Genomic DNA, 14,517 nt, shown 5'->3' with positions numbered 1-14,517 from the left:
GCCCCTTGCGCGCTTGTTCGATCGTCGTCCGATCCGGTGTCCTTCATCGCGTTTCTGCCCGGGCGATCCGCATGCGCCTGGCCGCACTGGCACCGCCTTACACTGCGGCCATGCCCATCGATCCCATCGCCCTGGTCGAAGCCGAATCCGTCGCCGCGCAGATCCGCGAGGCGTTCGCCGACTATCACGCGCGCTTCGCCGCGATCACCCGCCGCGCCAAGGGCCGTTTCGAGCGCTGCGACTGGAACGGCGCGCGCGACGATGCGGTGGAACGCATCGCGCTGTACGACCGCTGCGTCGCCGAGGCCAGCGAAGCGCTGGACGCACACCTGGGCGCCCAGGCCCACGACCGCGCATTGTGGTCAGCGGTGCACGCCCGCTACGCCGGCCAGATCGAGCCGCTGCTGGACCGCGAGCTCTACAAGACCTTCTTCAACACCCTCACCCGGCGCTTCTTCAAGACCCGCGGCGTCGACGCGGCGATCGAGTTCGTGGCGCTGGACATCGAACCCACCGACGCCATCACCCACCCGGTCGCGCGCCACAGCTACGCAGTGTCGGAGGATCGGCTCACCGAAACCCTGATGCGGGTGCTGGACGACTACCCGTTCGAGGTGCCCTACGCCCACCGCACGCGCTGCGCGGCCGGCATCGCGGTGCGGCTGCAGGACGATCTGCTCCACTGGGGCCCGAATCCGGTGCGCGCGATCGAGCTGCTGGACGCGGTGTTCTACCGCGAGCGTCGCGCCTACCTGGTCGGACGCGTGTTCGGCGAACGCGCGTTTTCGCCTTGCGTGATCGCGCTGGTCAACGACGGCGGCGCGCTGCGCGTCGACGCGGTGCTGACCCTGCGCGCCGACGTGGTCCAGCTTTTCAGTTATTCGCGCAGCTATTTCCATGCCGACCTGACCACGGTCGGCGATGCGGTGGTGTTCCTGCGCACCTTGCTGCCGGGCAAACCTATCGACGAGCTCTATACCGTGCTCGGCCGTGCCAAACAGGGCAAGACCGAGCGCTACCGTACCTTCTTCCGTCAGTTCGCGGCCCAGGCCGGCGAGCGCCTGGTACGTGCCGACGGCGAGCTCGGCATGGTCATGGCGGTGTTCACCCTGCCCAGCTATCCGCTGGTGTTCAAACTGATCCGCGACCGCTTCGCCTACCCGAAGGACATCGCGCGCGCCGAGGTCGAGGCCAAGTACGCGCTGGTGTTCCACCACGATCGCGTCGGCCGCCTGGTCGATGCGCAGCCGTTCCGCTTCCTGCGCTTCCCGCGCGCGCGCTTCGCGCCGGAGCTGCTGGAAGAACTGCTGGGCACCTGCGCCGGCAGCATCACCCAGGACGGCGACGACCTGGTCCTGCACCTGTGCTACGTCGAACGCCGGCTGCGCCCGCTCAATCTCTATCTGCGCGAGCAACCGCTTGAGACCGCGCGCGCGGCCGCGATCGACTACGGCCAGGCGATCAAGGACCTGGCCCTGGCCAACATCTTCCCCGGCGATCTGCTGCTGAAGAACTTCGGCGTCTCGCGCCACGGCCGCGCGGTGTTCTACGACTACGACGAGCTGTGCCTGGTCACCGATTGCCGTTTTCGCGCCGTGCCCGAGGCGCGCAATCACGAAGACGAGATGGAAGCCGGCGCCTGGTTCTACGCGGCCGGCAACGACGTGTTTCCGGAACAGTTTCCGCGTTTCCTGGGGCTGCCGCCGCCGCTGCTGGGCGCGCTGCTGCACGCGCATCCCGAGATCTTCCAGGTGCAGTGGTGGCAGAACGTGCAAGCCGCGCTGCGCGAAGGCCGCTACACCGATGTCGCGCCGTATCCGCTGGATCGGCGCCTGCCTTAGGGACTCAGCGCCAGCTCGACGGATCGATCGGCAGGTCCATGCGTGGGTCGTGCACCAGCAGGTGATCGTCGGCGCCGAGCAGGTCGGGGTAGATCACCAGGTTCAAACCACCGATGCGGCGCGTGGACGGAAACACCACCGCCGCCAGTCCGGCGGCGCGCACGTCGTCGGCGATCACCCAGCTCGGCGGCTCGATCTCGTCCAGGAACGCCTGCCGCTTCCAGTTGCACGACAGTTCCTGCCACAGCGGCGGCCAGTGCTCGGGGTCGTAGCCGGCGCGGAAATCGGCGGCGCGCGCGATCGTGGCGCGGTAGGCGACCAGGGTGCCGGGGCGCACCAGCGGATCGTCCTGGCGGAATTCCTCGATCGCGGTTTCCGGTTCCAGCGCCAGGTACAGGGCATCGATGCCGGGCCGGTTGAGGCGGCCGCCGGCCATGGCCGCGCCGGCGCCGCTGAGCGGCTGGTACGACCAGCGCGGGGTGTGCATGCGGTACGCCGGGAGATCCGGTCCCAGTGCCGCGACGATCATCCGCTCGCGCCGCCTTCCAGCGTCGCCAGGTAGCGGATCACGGCCTCGGATTTGCCGTCGCGGACCAGGTCGGCCGCGGTCAGATAGCCGAACTCGGCGATCGGGTGGTTGATGAACCAGAACAAGGTGCGTTCGCGGTCGTCGTTGACCCGGTACGCGGCGGCCAGCACTTTGACGATGTCGCGCAAGGCGCCCTGCAGCTGCGCCGATTCCGGGTTGCCGGTGACCGTGTTGCGATGCACGCGGGCGAGCCCGGCAATCTCGCTCACGCCCATGTGCAGGGCCTGGGCCATGCGCACCGGCGACAAGGTCGGGCGCGAGGGCTCGCGCAGGGTTTCCAGGAAGGTGTCGAAGGCGGCGGCGGACACGGGCGGCGCTCCAGGTCGGGACCAGGACCATAGTACGCCTATATTTTGCACAATCAATGCCCCGGATGCGCGGGCCAGGCAAAAAGAAGGCCCGGATCGACCGGGCCTTCAGGGAAAGGGGCTGCGGACTGCTGCTGCCATCAGCTGCAGCCGGCGACGGCGCCCTGGGCGCAGCAGGCCGCGGCGGCGGTGCGGCTGTCGGCGGCCAGGATCGGCTTGGGGGCGACCTGCTTGGCGTCCTTCGCCGGGGCCGGCTCGGATCGGCCGTAGTAGCGGTCGTCGGTCAGGTAGCCCTGCATGAACAGGAGGTCGGTATAGATGCTCATGGCTTGCTCCGGTCAGTTCCAACGCCGGTCCGGAATGGACTGGCTTCTTGAGTAGCTCGCAAGTTACTCTTGGCCTTAGCGTTGAAAAAGCGACATTTCTGCAAGCCAGACTTGAGCAGCATTCAATATGAGCCGCCCCCCTCTGCACGCCCTGCTGGGCTTCGCCGCCGCCGCCCGCAGCAGCAATCTGACCCGCGCCGCGGAGTCCATGCACCTCACCGTGAGTGCGCTGAGCCACCAGATCCGTGCACTCGAGGAGCGCCTGGGCCGGCGCCTGTTCGACCGCGGACCGCGCGGGGTCAAGCTGACCGCCGACGGCGAGCGCTTGATGAACCGCATCGCCCCGCACCTGGAGGCGCTGGATCACGCCCTGCGCCCGTACGCGCCCTGCCGCGACGACGTGCTGACCCTGAGCCTGATGGCCTCGATGGCCTCGGCCTGGCTGGTGCCGCGGCTTGCCGATTTCCTGGCCCTGCACCCGCAGTTGGAACTCAACCTGCAATCCAGCACCCGCCTGGTCGACTTCGAGCGCGAGGCCAACGTCGACGCCGCGCTGCGCGGCGGCTACGGCGGTTGGCCGGGAGTGGTGATCGAGCACCTGTTCGACGAAACCCTGACCCCGGTCGCCAGCCCCAAGCTGATCGAGCGCATGGGCGGACTGCCGGCGCTGGAGGACTTGCAGCGCTGGCCGCTGCTCGGCGATCCGGCCGATCACTGGCGCGACTGGTTCGAGCACTACGGCGGGCGCGAACCGGCCCGCTACGTCGCCCACTTCGACGATTCCGAAACCATGCACCGGGCCGCGGTCGAAGGCATGGGCGTGGCGCTGGCGCGCATGGCGCGCACCCGCTTGCTGATCGAGAACGGCCAACTGGTGTCGTTGCGCCCCGAACGCCTGCGCACCGACTACGCCCACTACCTGGTGTACCCGCAACGTTCGGCCGACCACGCCGGCCTGCTCGCGTTTCGCGGCTGGGTGCACGAACAGGCCCAGGCCTACGTGACGCGCATGGAAGCGACCCTGCCCAGCGACGAGGCCTACACCCGCAAGGTGCGCAAGCACTCGCAGACCTGAGGCGCGCGCCCCGCAGCTGCGCTTGCTGAAGGTGCCGATGTTGAAGGTGCCGATGTTGAAGATACCGATCCTGAAGGTGCCGATCCCGGACCTCCGGCACTGGGCGCAGGCACGCGCTGGGGTAGATTGATCGCCCCACCGCCCCGAGGCCGACGCATGACCGCCCCTACCCTGCACCGTTCCTTGCTGGTCGCCACCATCGCCGCCGCGCTCGGCCTTTGCGCCATGACGGTCGAAGCCAAGCAGCCGCCCGCCGCCAAGACCGCGGCCGCGAAGACCGCCAGCTTCGACAGTGTGCTCGCCGGCGACTGGCGCAGCGAAAAGAACCGCGCCCGCGACGTCTACCGCCACCCGGCCCAGACCCTGGGCTTCTTCGGCGTCAAACCGAACCAGACCGTCATCGAGATCACCCCCGGCGGCGGCTGGTACAGCGAAGTGCTCGCGCCCTACCTCAAGGACGACGGCCGTTACGTCGCCGCGGTGTGGGACGACGCGATTCCGGGCCAGCCCCAGTACCGCTACGGCCTCAACACTTCGCTGCGCGCGCGCTTCGCCGACAACGCCGCGGTCTACGGCAAGCCGGACGTGCGCGTGTTCGACCCCAAGGCCCCGAACTTCGGCCCGGCCGGCGCCGCCGACGTCGTGCTGACCTTCCGCAACGCCCATAACTGGGTCGAGGAAGGCACCGCCGCGGCTTACTTCAAGGCGTTCTTCGATGCGCTCAAGCCCGGCGGCGTGCTCGGCGTGGTCGATCACCGCGCCAAGCCCGGCACCGATCTGGAAACGATGAAGAAGTCCGGCTACCTCACCGAGGCGCTGGTGATCGAACTGGCCCAGGGCGCCGGCTTCGTGCTCGACGAGAAGAGCGAGATCAACGCCAACCCGAAGGACAACACCGGCCACCCCAACGGCGTGTGGACCCTGCCGCCCAGCAACAAGCACGACGCCCAGGACGATGCCAAGTACCAGGCGATCGGCGAAAGCGACCGGATGACGCTGCGCTTCAAGAAGCCGGGCTGAGGACGCGCCGACCCGCGCGCTTGCGGCAGGGCCGCGGGCGCGCTGGCGCGGATCGGCCGTTGGAATCGGGATCGCCTGTCGGGAGCCGGCGATCCCGCTGTCGTTAGCGTCGCCTGCCGCGCAGCCCTCGCACGACGCGTATTGGCTGCGCATGCGCGGCGCATGATCGACCGGCACTCGCGCGCGACATCGCAATGGCCCGCAACGCGCCGCGACGACGGACCTCGCGGCACGACCGCCTTGAAGTACAGTGCGCAAACGGACACAGGGGATGGGCTGGATGGCTGGACGAAGTACGACGCGACTGTTGGTCGCGGGCCTGATAGCCGCACTGGTCCTTGGTGCCGCCTTACTGATCTGGGTACCCAACCTGCGCGACGCCGCGTATTGGAGCGGCCTGCGCGATGCCGTGCTGGGCAGACGGACGGCCGAAGTCGCGGCACCCGAGCGAGCCGCCGAGGTGCCCGCCGAGGCCACCGCTCCCGTTGCCGCTGCCACCGCCGCTGCCGTCGATCCGGAGCCGGAAGCGCAGACCGGCGCGGCCACCGTCCCCGAGGACACCAGCAAGCTCGACGTGCTGCCCGGCCCGTATCGCAATTTGCCGACCGCGGCGCCGCCGTTCGCGCTGCAGCCCGACATTCGCTACCTGGGCCGGCTGGGTCTGGAAGATCTGCCGCCGGACGTGCTGCCGTCTTCGGTGGAGGAAGCGCTGCAACACGCCGTGGATTCGGCGCAAGGCGACGAAAGCCTGGCCGAAGCCGAGGCGGAAGCCGCAGGACCGATGCGGCGCGAAAACAAGATCGGCGCCGAAGTCTGCGCATCCGAAGCCTTGCAGGCCGGCCAGCGCGCGCTGATGCGCCGGCGCCAATTCCTGCTGCCCTGGGTACGCCGCGGCGACCTGGTGATGATCCAGGGCGAGTTTCCGGACAACGCCTTCCAACGCGCGAAGTTGAGCGGCAAGCCGCTGAAGACCAAGGCCGAGGTATCGATGTCGGTGCACGGTCCGCTGGGTGCGTATTTCCATTCCAGTCTCGACGGCAACAACAGCCTGCTGCCCAAGGACAAAGAGCAGCTGTCGCTGGTGTTCAAGGCCGAGCAGGGCGGCGTCTACAAGCTCACCGTCGACCTCGACGATTGCACCGCGGCCGTGTCCGTCCCTTACCGCTTGCAGGTAAGCCGGCGCGGCGCCGCCACGCCGGCGGCGGCGAGCGCGGAAGCCGTGGCGCCCGAGCGCAGCCAGACCCTGCCGATGGCGAGCCTGCCGCAGGTCGATCTGGGCCATACCTACCAGGGCGCGTTGTTGCTGGACGAGCCGCTCAAGGGCGCGTACTCGCCATCGGGCCTCTACTCGACCTTGTTCCAGGACATGCACATCGGGCCCTTGGTCAAAGGCAAGCGCTACCTGATCGAAGTCACCAGCCCGGACGCCGATCCGGCCTTGCAGCTGTTCCAGCGCGGTCCGCTGGTCGGCGACACGGCGCCGCAGCAGGACTCCGACGGCGGCGCGCACGGCAACGCCATGCTGATCTACCAGCCCAAGCTGGACGGTCCCTACATCTTGCGCGTGGTCGGCACCGATCCGCGCGATATCGAGCGTGCGAATGCGCGCTTCGGCTACCAGGTGCGGGTGAGCGAATGGACGCCGTGACCTCGGATCGCACAGGCGCGTACCGCCTTATCGGAATCGCCGCATGAGCCGCGCACGCAAGTTTCTGTGGATCCTGGTCGCCGCGTTGCTGGTGCCGGCGCTGGGCCTGCTCGCGTTGCGGTCGCTGCTGCCGGCGCAGTACCACGCCTTGGGCTACGGCCTGCAGCGCTACTTCGACGCGGACAGCCAGGCAGAAGTGCCCGCAGTCTATTCGTCCGACGACACCCCCGTCGTCGGTGCCGACGGCGCCGTGGCCAGCGCCGCCGACGCTGCGAGCATCGCGGTCGACGCGGCCGCCCGACCGATGCTGGGCCCGAACGCGCAAGCGCTCGTGCACGAGATCGTGCCGGCGCCGCTGCAACCGGGCGTGCAGTACCGCGGCCGCTACAGTCTGTTCGACGCGCCCTGGCAGGGCGCGCCAGCGCCCCGAGCGGTGCGGCCGGATGAAGAGCTCGAAGCGGACGACTCGTCGGAGGAGCAGGCCGACGAGCCATCCGATGACGCGCAGAGCGAGCAACCGCCAGGTGCGTGCAACCCGGGCCTGGCCGCCGCCGGTTTCCAGGCCTTGCAGAAGCGTCGCTACTTCGCCCTGCCCTGGGTCGAAAGCGGCGACCTGGTGCAGATCGAAGCCGAGTACCGCGGCGGCTTGCTGCCGCGCGCGTTCGAGCTGACGGTGAGCGGCCCCAGGCGCGACTCCGGCGAAAGCTCCGACCCCAAGACGCGCGAAGACCATAGCCGCGACGGCAGCCGCCGCTCGCTCGCGTTCCGGGCGCCGCACAGCGGCAACTACCTGCTGACCCTGGACCTGGACGCCTGCGTGCCCAAACAGGATGCGCCGTTCGCGATCCGGGTCGAGCGCAACGGACGCGACGGCAAACCCGCAGCGACAGGCGAGGCGAGCGCACGCGAACTTCCGGCGCCCGCGCTGGATCGATTGCGCTTCGGCCAGGTCTATACCAACCCGCCGCAGCGCCGCAACGACGAGGCGAGCCTGCGCGCGCCCCTGCTGCGCAAGGAAGACGAGTTCCGCCAGTACGCGCTGATCGGCCCGCTGCAGGCCGGCAAGCATTACGTGATCGAAGCCGCGAGTCGCGAGTTCGACCCCTACCTGGAGGTCTACGGCAACGGCCTGTCCTCGCTCGGCCGGCTCGCCAGCGACGACGACGGCGGCGAAGACAACAACGCCCTGCTGGTGTTCGCCCCGCCGCAGGACGGCGATTACGTGATCGGCGTATCCAGCCGGGGTTCGCTCGATCCGGGCCGGGCCCGCAGCATGCGCCTGGAGTTGCGCATAGGCGACTGGAAGTAAGCGCGCCGCGGTCCCGCATCGCCGCGTGCGTTTGGCGCGGCGCGCCGGCCTGCGCGATCATGCACGCATGCTGATCGCGTTCAACAAGCCGTTCGGGGTGCTCTGCCAGTTCACCGACCGCAGCCAGCCGCCGCGGCCGACCCTGGCCGGCTTCGGGCTGCCGCCGCAGGTGTACGCCGCCGGCCGGCTCGACCACGACAGCGAAGGCCTGCTGCTGCTCACCGACGACGGCGGCCTCGCCCACCGGCTCACCGATCCGCGCCATAAGCAGAGCAAGACCTATTGGGTGCAGGTCGAAGGCGAGCCGTCCGAGCAACAACTGCGCGCCTTGCGCGAGGGCGTCGAACTCAACGACGGCCGCACCCGTCCGGCTCAGGCGATGCGCATCGATACGCCGGCGCTGTGGCCGCGCGATCCGCCGGTGCGTTTCCGCAAGACCGTGCCGGATGCCTGGCTGGAGCTGAGCATCGGAGAAGGCCGCAACCGTCAGGTGCGGCGCATGACCGCCGCGGTCGGTCTGCCTACGCTGCGGCTGGTGCGTGTCGCGATCGGCGAGCACCGCGTCGATGGTTTGGCGCCGGGGGAGTGGCGGGTGGTCTAGTGCGGTGAGGGTTCGTCGTGGTTCGCGTTGGCGCGATCGCGGCTTACGCCGCTCCCACAGGCAGCGTGCGGGTTGCGTCGTGTTTGTGGTGGCGTGGTCGCGGCTTACGCCGCTCCTACCCCAAAGCGGCGAAGGGCTTCCTGTAGGAGCGGCGTAAGCCGCGACCGCGACAGCAAAGCCACGACGCAACGATCGAAGCGCGCGCATCAGCCCGGCCGCACCTACCGCAGCCCGCACCGCCCGCTTACTCCCGCGCTGCCACCGGCGGCGCCACCGGCACCGAGTTCGCACCGGGGCGGGTCAGGATCAGCACCCCGCCCAGCACCACCGCGGTGCCGACGATCTGCACCGGCGTGATCGCCTCGCCCAGTACCCAGCCGCCCAAAAACACCAGCGACACCGGCCCCAGCACCGACAGCTGCGCCGCCGTGCCCGCGCCCAGGCGCGCGACCGCGGCCATGGTGAAAGTGACCGGCAGGAAGGTGCAGAACAGCGCGTTGGCCGCGGCCAGGCCGTAGACCTGCCAGGGCAGTTGCAGCAGATGCGCGGGATCGCGCGCGATCAGGTAGTGGATCAAGGTCGCCGCGGTCGACACCACCATCGCGTAGGCGACCAGGCGCAATGAGCCCACGCGCTTGATGACCTGTCCCGACATCGCCAGGTACAGCGCGTAACAGAACGCCGCCATCAGCACGAGCGCGCTGCCCAGCAGCACGTGATCGCCTTCCACGCGCAGATTCTCGGCCATCACCAGGGCCACGCCGGCGTAGCTCACCGCCATCGCGATCCACTCCTTGCGCGCGACCTTGCGTCCGAACGCGAACACGCTCATCAGCAGCACGAAGGTCGGATTGAGGAACAGGATCAGCCGCTCCAGCGACACCGGCACGTACTCCAGGCCCCAGAAATCGAACAGGCTGGACAGGTAATAGCCGAGCACGCCCAGCACCACGATCAGGCCCAGGTCGCGCCGGCTCAGGCCGTCGCCGCGCGCGCGGGCGCGGCCGGTTTCGCGCAGGCCGAGCAGGACGAACAGGGGCAGCGACAGCGACATGCGCAAGGCCATCACGTCCAGCGCGTCGATTCCGTAGCGGTACTGCAGCTTGGCCAGGATCGCCTTGGCGGAAAACAGGATCGCGCCGGCGGCGGCGAGGCTCAGGCCGAGGCGCCGCGCGGCGGGGTCGTGGGTCGGGGTCACGGCGGAATCGCGAAGACGAAGCGCCGCCATGATAGCGGCCGCGGCCCGGGGATTCGGTGCCGGCCGTGGCCGGAGCGCGCCACCGCAGCAGGCACCGCATCCTGCGCCGGTGGGCACATTCGATCCGCCAGGCTCCGGGCCGAAGCCGAGCCGACGGCCCGCCTGGCCGTGCGGGAAGGCGTCGGCCGGGCCGGCGCCCCGGCCCGGCGACCCAGCCGAGCGGCCGAGCCCGCGCCCCGCGGGTCCGGCCTCCGAAAGGCCCCCGAATGCCGCCCAGCGACGCCGCCAGGAGGCTCCCGCCGCCCTTCACAAACCTCCCTGTTCCCCCGCATTGCCAACGCCAATGAATGGTTCAGACTGTGCGGGGACGCGCGTCGCATCGACGCGAAAGATTCTGTTAACTTGCGACCGAAATGCGCATCGAAGACGTGTCAAAGGCGCGGCTGGAATCGCCGCAAACAACGCCGGCTCCGGCCCGCGGCGAGCACCTTTTGTCCGACCTCGCGCAAGCCACGCAAGCCCTGGGGAGCGACACCGGACGTATGACCATCGCCGCCACGTCCATGGGCCGCATCCTGGTCGTCGACGACCAGGCCGCCAATCTGCGCGTGGTCGGCATGCTGCTGCAGCGCCAGGGCTACGAAGTGATCCCGGCCTCCAGCGGCGACGAGGCGCTGGCCCGCTACGCCGAATCCGAACCCGACCTGATCCTGCTCGACGTGATGATGCCGGGCATGGACGGTTTCGACGTCATGAACGCGCTGCGCGCGAACGGGCCGCTGAAGGTGCCGGTGGTGTTCGTCACCGCGGCCCACGACCGCGATCTGCTGCTGCGCGCCTTCGATGCCGGCGTGGTCGACTACGTGACCAAGCCCTTCCTGCCCGAGGAACTGCTGGCGCGGGTCAACGCCCACATCGGCCTCAAGCTCGCCCGCGACCGCCTGGAGCGGGTGGCGCGCGAGCGCGAGGAGCTGGTCAACCTGGTCGCGCACGACCTCAAGAACCCGCTCACCAGCGTGCTGTTCGCCAGCGACCTGCTGCGCGCCGGCGGCTGCCGGCCCGAGCGCGTGCCGCGCTACCTGCAGATGATCCACGAGAGCGCCGACGACGCCCTGGGCTACATCCGCCATTACCTGGAAAGCAGCAGCGCCGGCAAGCGCGAAGCCGGCGGCGACGAGCGCGCCGACCTGGGCCAGACCCTGCAATGGCTGGTGCACCGCTACGAGATGCAACTTGAGGCGCGCGGCATCCGCATCGAGGTCGTGCCGCCGCCGGGTCCGGCCGAAGTCGCGATCGACCCGCGCGTGCTGCGCCAGGTCAGCGAAAACCTGGTCACCAACGCCATGAAGTACGCGCCCGGCAGCGAACTGCTGCTGGCCGCGCGTCCGGGCGCGCCGGGGTTCTGGCAATTGATCGTGGCCGACCGCGGCCCCGGCATCCCCGCGGCGCGTCAGCGCGAACTGTTCAAACCCTTCGTGCGCCTGCACGAGGACGCCGTCGACGACGGCCTGTCCAACGGCCTGGGCCTGTCGCTGGCGCGGCAGATCGTCGCCAACTTCGGCGGCCAGCTCTGGTACGAGGATCGCCGCCACGGCGGCGCGCGCTTCATCGTCGAATTGCCGGAAGCGCCCTGATACCGGCGCGGCGGTCGCCGCGCCCCCGGTTACGGCCCTCCGCCGGGCGGATTACTCGGTCGCCGCGCTTTCGTCGCCCGCCTTGCGGGTGCTGCGGCTGCGCCGGCGCGTGCCGGCTTCGCCGCGACGCGCCTCGATGCGCTTGGCGCTGCCTTCGATCGGCTCGTCGCGGTTGCGCTTGGCCCGGTGCCGCGCGGCCAGCCAGAGCAGGCCGGCGCCGGCCACCGCAGCGACCGCGATCGCCGGATTGCGGCGTACGAAACCGCCGGCCACGCGCGCGCCGGTCTTGACCGCGCCCAGCACGACCCCGGCTTCGAGCAGCTTGCCGGCGCTGCCGGGAACCTGTTTGAGACTCTCGCCGACCGTGGCGACGAGTTCCATTGCGCGGTCGGGCAGCGAATTGAGCTTGCTCATCGGATCGGATCCTGGGGCTGGAATGCGGGGTCCAGTCTCCTGCTCGGATCGTTGACATGGCGTGATCGGGGTCGCGTATTGCCCGCCCGCGGCTGAATGCCGATCATGGCCGCACCCGGTCGCCCGATCCGGGACCGACCCCGATGCGAGCCGCCATGATCCGAGTGCTGCCCAACGTGCTCAACGCCGCCGAACTCCAGGCCGTGCGCGAGCTGCTGCCGCAGGTGCGTTTCGGCGACGGCCGCATCACCAACCCCGACTCCACGGTCAAGCAGAACATGCAGGCGCCGCAGGAGGACCCGGCCAATGCGCGCATCGCCCAGATCGCACGCGACGCCTTCATGCGCCATCCCGACGTGCGCGTGTTCGCGCATCCGCGCCAGATGGCGCGGACCACGGTGGTGCGCTACGAGCCGGGCATGAATTACGGCTGGCACGTCGACGAGGCGCTGTTCCCGTCGACGCCGCCGCTGCGCAGCGACCTGTCGTGCACCATCTTCCTCAATGCCCCGACCGAGTACGACGGCGGCGAGCTGACCATCGAACTGGGCGCCCAGCACCTGGCCTACAAACTCGAAGCCGGCAGCGCGATCCTGTATCCGTCCACCACCATCCACCGCGTCACTCCGGTCACCCGCGGCGTGCGCCTGGCTGCGATCACCTGGCTGCAGAGCTGGGTCGCCGATGTGTCCAAGCGCGAACTGCTGGTGCAGCTGGACGAAGCGCGCGCGATCGTCGCCGCCCGCCCCGGCGGCCCGGAGCCGCGCTTGCAGGTGCTGCTGGAATCGCTGCGGACCAACCTGTTCCGGATGTGGGCGGACACCTGAGCCCGGTTTCGCGCTCGCGCGCTGTCCTCGCCGCCGGCTTGTGCGCGGCCCTGCCCGCGACCGCGTCGGCGGCCGATTTCTCCGGCCTCACGACGATCATGTTCGGCATCCCGTTTATGGGTTTCAGCCTGCTGACGTTCGTCGTGATGCTCCGCCTCGGCCGACCGTCCCACGCCTGGTTCGCCGGCGCCGGCGTGCTGCTGTGCATGCTCTTGCTGATCGGCGTGTTCCTGTTCCGCGACGCCTGGTCGCTGTTGGGCAACCGCCACTCTTTCTTCTTCGGCGTGGTCTATTTCGCGCTGTTCGTCGGCTGCATCGCCAGCTTCTTCGCGCTTGCGCGAAAGAAGGACGGTGACGGCGATAGCCGGGATGGCGGGAACGCCAACGACGGCGCAGCCGAAGAACGCTGACGCCGGCGCTTGCCATAGGGTGCGGTGGCCGCCGCGGCATCGCGATCGATCCATTCCGACGCGGCGATGCGCAAGATAACGAAGCCATCGCAGAACCTCGGAGTTCGCGATCGCGGCTTACGCCGCTCCCACAGGAGGCAGGGGCCGGCCTGGAACGGAACCTCCGCCGGCAGACGGGGTTCGCGGTCGCGGCTTACGCCGCTCCTACCCCAGAGCAAGGCGAGAGCGAAGCGGGCGACCCACGCAGCGTGGGTCAGCCGGCGACGGCCTGAGCCAACGACGGCTCGCGCCGCACGGCGGCCTCGACCCAAGCCACGCCTTCGGCGATCTCGGACGCATGCCGCTGCATCGCCAACGCCAGGTCGTGGGCACGATCGTCGGCGCCGTAACCGTGCGTCTGTGCTTTCGAATAACGTCCCCAGGCAGGCGAAGCCAGCGCGCGCGATACGCCCTGCGCCTCCAGATCCAGATGCGCCGCCACGCGCTGCAAGCTGGCTTCCGGCTGCGCGAGCAAGGTTTCGAAGTCCACGCGCAGCACGCGCGCGGCGTGCTCGCCGTGGGCGTGCGCGGCGAAGCGCACGCGTTCGGCCAGCCAGCCCATCGCGCATTGCTGCGGCAGCGACAAGGCATGCAGCGCCGCATCGGCGGCATGGCCACGCGCCTGCAGATCGCGCAGGCGTTCGCCCGCGGCGCTGGCGGCGTCGAGCACCGAGGCCGGCGATTTCAGCAGTGTCGCCAGGTACGGTCGCAACGGCATGTCCAGCAGCACCGCGCGCGTATCGGCGCAGGCCGCCAACAGCGACGCGATCAGGCCGTTGCAGCCGCTGGTGGCCTTGACCACGCTGCGCGTCTGCGGCGGCAGGGCGCGGCTCCAGTTCGACCACAGCGCGCGCAGCAGTTGCGGCGCTTCGCCGTCGGACAGGCGCGATTCGGGCCGGCCCAGTTGCGGCCAGGCCTCGGCCAGGGTGCGCAGCGGCAGCGGTTCGCGCAGGCCCTGCACTTGCGGCCAGGCGCCGAGCACGCGGCTGAGCAGGGTCGAGCCGCAGTGGCCGATATGGAAGATCGCGTCGGCATGGCGCGCGGCCGGCGCGCCGGCCGGCGGCAACGACACCAAGGGCATCCAGCCGCCCTCGGGATTGGCGGGCAGCGCGCGGTCGTCCAGGAAGGCGGCCTCGGCGCGCTGGTCCGCGCTCAGGCGCAGCCACAGCACGCGGCGGCCGACCAGGTCGAGCTTGAACGGCAGGAACTCGGGCAGGTCGGCGGGACTGGCGCTCATGCGCGGCAAAGGACGGCGAAAGGAAGGTGAGTGTAGGCGAT

At 69.8% G+C, this 14,517-nt stretch carries 15 protein-coding genes; 9 read left to right on the top strand and 6 right to left on the bottom strand.

Features of this window, described 5'->3' with window-relative positions; genetic code table 11:
* The first annotated feature begins 110 nt into the window (after positions 1-110).
* Positions 111-1,841, top strand: coding sequence for a bifunctional isocitrate dehydrogenase kinase/phosphatase (gene aceK, locus ASD78_RS02805; RefSeq protein ID WP_055905837.1), 1,731 nt, complete (start codon positions 111-113; stop codon positions 1,839-1,841).
* A 4-nt stretch (positions 1,842-1,845) separates the two neighbouring features.
* On the opposite strand, the gene ASD78_RS02800 is transcribed toward aceK, so the two are convergent.
* The 3 genes from ASD78_RS02800 to ASD78_RS02790 form a co-directional block, all read right to left on the bottom strand.
* Positions 1,846-2,328, bottom strand: a complete 483-nt coding sequence (locus ASD78_RS02800) for an RES family NAD+ phosphorylase (RefSeq protein ID WP_200944118.1) — start codon at positions 2,326-2,328, stop codon at positions 1,846-1,848.
* 38 nt (positions 2,329-2,366) lie between these two features.
* A complete protein-coding gene (locus ASD78_RS02795; protein ID WP_055905703.1) occupies positions 2,367-2,738 on the bottom strand; it encodes a hypothetical protein in 372 nt (123 codons plus the stop codon).
* Between the two features lie 140 nt (positions 2,739-2,878).
* Positions 2,879-3,064, bottom strand: coding sequence for a hypothetical protein (locus tag ASD78_RS02790; protein WP_055905700.1), 186 nt, complete (start codon positions 3,062-3,064; stop codon positions 2,879-2,881).
* A 127-nt stretch (positions 3,065-3,191) separates the two neighbouring features.
* Between ASD78_RS02790 and ASD78_RS02785 the strand changes: the two genes are divergently transcribed.
* From ASD78_RS02785 to ASD78_RS02765, 5 genes are all read left to right on the top strand, one after another.
* Entirely contained in the window at positions 3,192-4,139 is a 948-nt protein-coding gene (locus ASD78_RS02785; protein ID WP_056098280.1) for a LysR substrate-binding domain-containing protein, read from the top strand.
* A 156-nt stretch (positions 4,140-4,295) separates the two neighbouring features.
* Positions 4,296-5,159, top strand: a complete 864-nt coding sequence (locus ASD78_RS02780; RefSeq protein WP_056098278.1) for a class I SAM-dependent methyltransferase — start codon at positions 4,296-4,298, stop codon at positions 5,157-5,159.
* A 280-nt stretch (positions 5,160-5,439) separates the two neighbouring features.
* The gene (locus ASD78_RS02775) at positions 5,440-6,807 is read left to right on the top strand and encodes a hypothetical protein (RefSeq protein ID WP_156087553.1); all 1,368 of its coding nucleotides are present in this window, start codon (positions 5,440-5,442) and stop codon (positions 6,805-6,807) included.
* Between the two features lie 43 nt (positions 6,808-6,850).
* The gene (locus tag ASD78_RS02770) at positions 6,851-8,116 is read left to right on the top strand and encodes a hypothetical protein (RefSeq protein WP_056098273.1); all 1,266 of its coding nucleotides are present in this window, start codon (positions 6,851-6,853) and stop codon (positions 8,114-8,116) included.
* A gap of 67 nt (positions 8,117-8,183) precedes the next feature.
* Positions 8,184-8,717 (top strand): pseudouridine synthase, encoded by a 534-nt coding sequence (locus ASD78_RS02765; RefSeq protein ID WP_056098314.1) that lies wholly within the window; start codon positions 8,184-8,186, stop codon positions 8,715-8,717.
* Positions 8,718-8,961: 244 nt separating this feature from the next.
* On the opposite strand, the gene ASD78_RS02760 is transcribed toward ASD78_RS02765, so the two are convergent.
* Complete coding sequence (locus tag ASD78_RS02760) at positions 8,962-9,915, bottom strand: DMT family transporter (RefSeq protein WP_055905831.1); 954 nt, start codon at positions 9,913-9,915, stop codon at positions 8,962-8,964.
* Positions 9,916-10,457: 542 nt separating this feature from the next.
* Here ASD78_RS02760 and ASD78_RS02755 point away from each other — a divergent pair.
* A complete protein-coding gene (locus ASD78_RS02755) occupies positions 10,458-11,549 on the top strand; it encodes a hybrid sensor histidine kinase/response regulator (protein ID WP_162250120.1) in 1,092 nt (363 codons plus the stop codon).
* A 51-nt stretch (positions 11,550-11,600) separates the two neighbouring features.
* Here the strand turns inward: ASD78_RS02755 and ASD78_RS02750 are convergent, their stop codons facing one another.
* Positions 11,601-11,963, bottom strand: coding sequence for a hypothetical protein (locus ASD78_RS02750; protein ID WP_055905683.1), 363 nt, complete (start codon positions 11,961-11,963; stop codon positions 11,601-11,603).
* A gap of 155 nt (positions 11,964-12,118) precedes the next feature.
* On the opposite strand from ASD78_RS02750, the gene ASD78_RS02745 reads away from it, so the two are divergent.
* Both ASD78_RS02745 and ASD78_RS02740 read left to right on the top strand, forming a co-directional pair.
* Complete coding sequence (locus tag ASD78_RS02745) at positions 12,119-12,790, top strand: Fe2+-dependent dioxygenase (RefSeq protein WP_055905680.1); 672 nt, start codon at positions 12,119-12,121, stop codon at positions 12,788-12,790.
* Positions 12,775-13,200, top strand: coding sequence for a hypothetical protein (locus ASD78_RS02740; protein ID WP_056098271.1), 426 nt, complete (start codon positions 12,775-12,777; stop codon positions 13,198-13,200). The genes ASD78_RS02745 and ASD78_RS02740 overlap by 16 nt, the downstream gene beginning before the upstream one ends.
* 253 nt (positions 13,201-13,453) lie before the next feature.
* Here ASD78_RS02740 and ASD78_RS02735 read toward each other — a convergent pair whose 3' ends face one another.
* Complete coding sequence (locus tag ASD78_RS02735; RefSeq protein WP_056098268.1) at positions 13,454-14,476, bottom strand: hypothetical protein; 1,023 nt, start codon at positions 14,474-14,476, stop codon at positions 13,454-13,456.
* Positions 14,477-14,517 lie beyond the last annotated feature (41 nt).

The sequence above is a fragment of the Lysobacter sp. Root667 genome, from assembly GCF_001427715.1.
Lineage (GTDB): Bacteria > Pseudomonadota > Gammaproteobacteria > Xanthomonadales > Xanthomonadaceae > Lysobacter.
Note: the sequence above shows the minus strand (reverse complement) of the source record. Positions and strands in the feature narration are given on the sequence as shown.

Coding starts and splice junctions, on each gene's coding strand:
- ASD78_RS02775 (WP_156087553.1), top strand. CDS start 5,440: ATGGCTGGACGAAGTACGACGCGACTGTTGGTCGCGGGCCTGATAGCC.
- ASD78_RS02755 (WP_162250120.1), top strand. CDS start 10,458: ATGACCATCGCCGCCACGTCCATGGGCCGCATCCTGGTCGTCGACGAC.
- ASD78_RS02785 (WP_056098280.1), top strand. CDS start 3,192: ATGAGCCGCCCCCCTCTGCACGCCCTGCTGGGCTTCGCCGCCGCCGCC.
- ASD78_RS02750 (WP_055905683.1), bottom strand. CDS start 11,963: ATGAGCAAGCTCAATTCGCTGCCCGACCGCGCAATGGAACTCGTCGCC.
- ASD78_RS02800 (WP_200944118.1), bottom strand. CDS start 2,328: ATGCACACCCCGCGCTGGTCGTACCAGCCGCTCAGCGGCGCCGGCGCG.
- ASD78_RS02780 (WP_056098278.1), top strand. CDS start 4,296: ATGACCGCCCCTACCCTGCACCGTTCCTTGCTGGTCGCCACCATCGCC.
- ASD78_RS02765 (WP_056098314.1), top strand. CDS start 8,184: ATGCTGATCGCGTTCAACAAGCCGTTCGGGGTGCTCTGCCAGTTCACC.
- aceK (WP_055905837.1), top strand. CDS start 111: ATGCCCATCGATCCCATCGCCCTGGTCGAAGCCGAATCCGTCGCCGCG.
- ASD78_RS02770 (WP_056098273.1), top strand. CDS start 6,851: ATGAGCCGCGCACGCAAGTTTCTGTGGATCCTGGTCGCCGCGTTGCTG.
- ASD78_RS02745 (WP_055905680.1), top strand. CDS start 12,119: ATGATCCGAGTGCTGCCCAACGTGCTCAACGCCGCCGAACTCCAGGCC.
- ASD78_RS02790 (WP_055905700.1), bottom strand. CDS start 3,064: ATGAGCATCTATACCGACCTCCTGTTCATGCAGGGCTACCTGACCGAC.
- ASD78_RS02735 (WP_056098268.1), bottom strand. CDS start 14,476: ATGAGCGCCAGTCCCGCCGACCTGCCCGAGTTCCTGCCGTTCAAGCTC.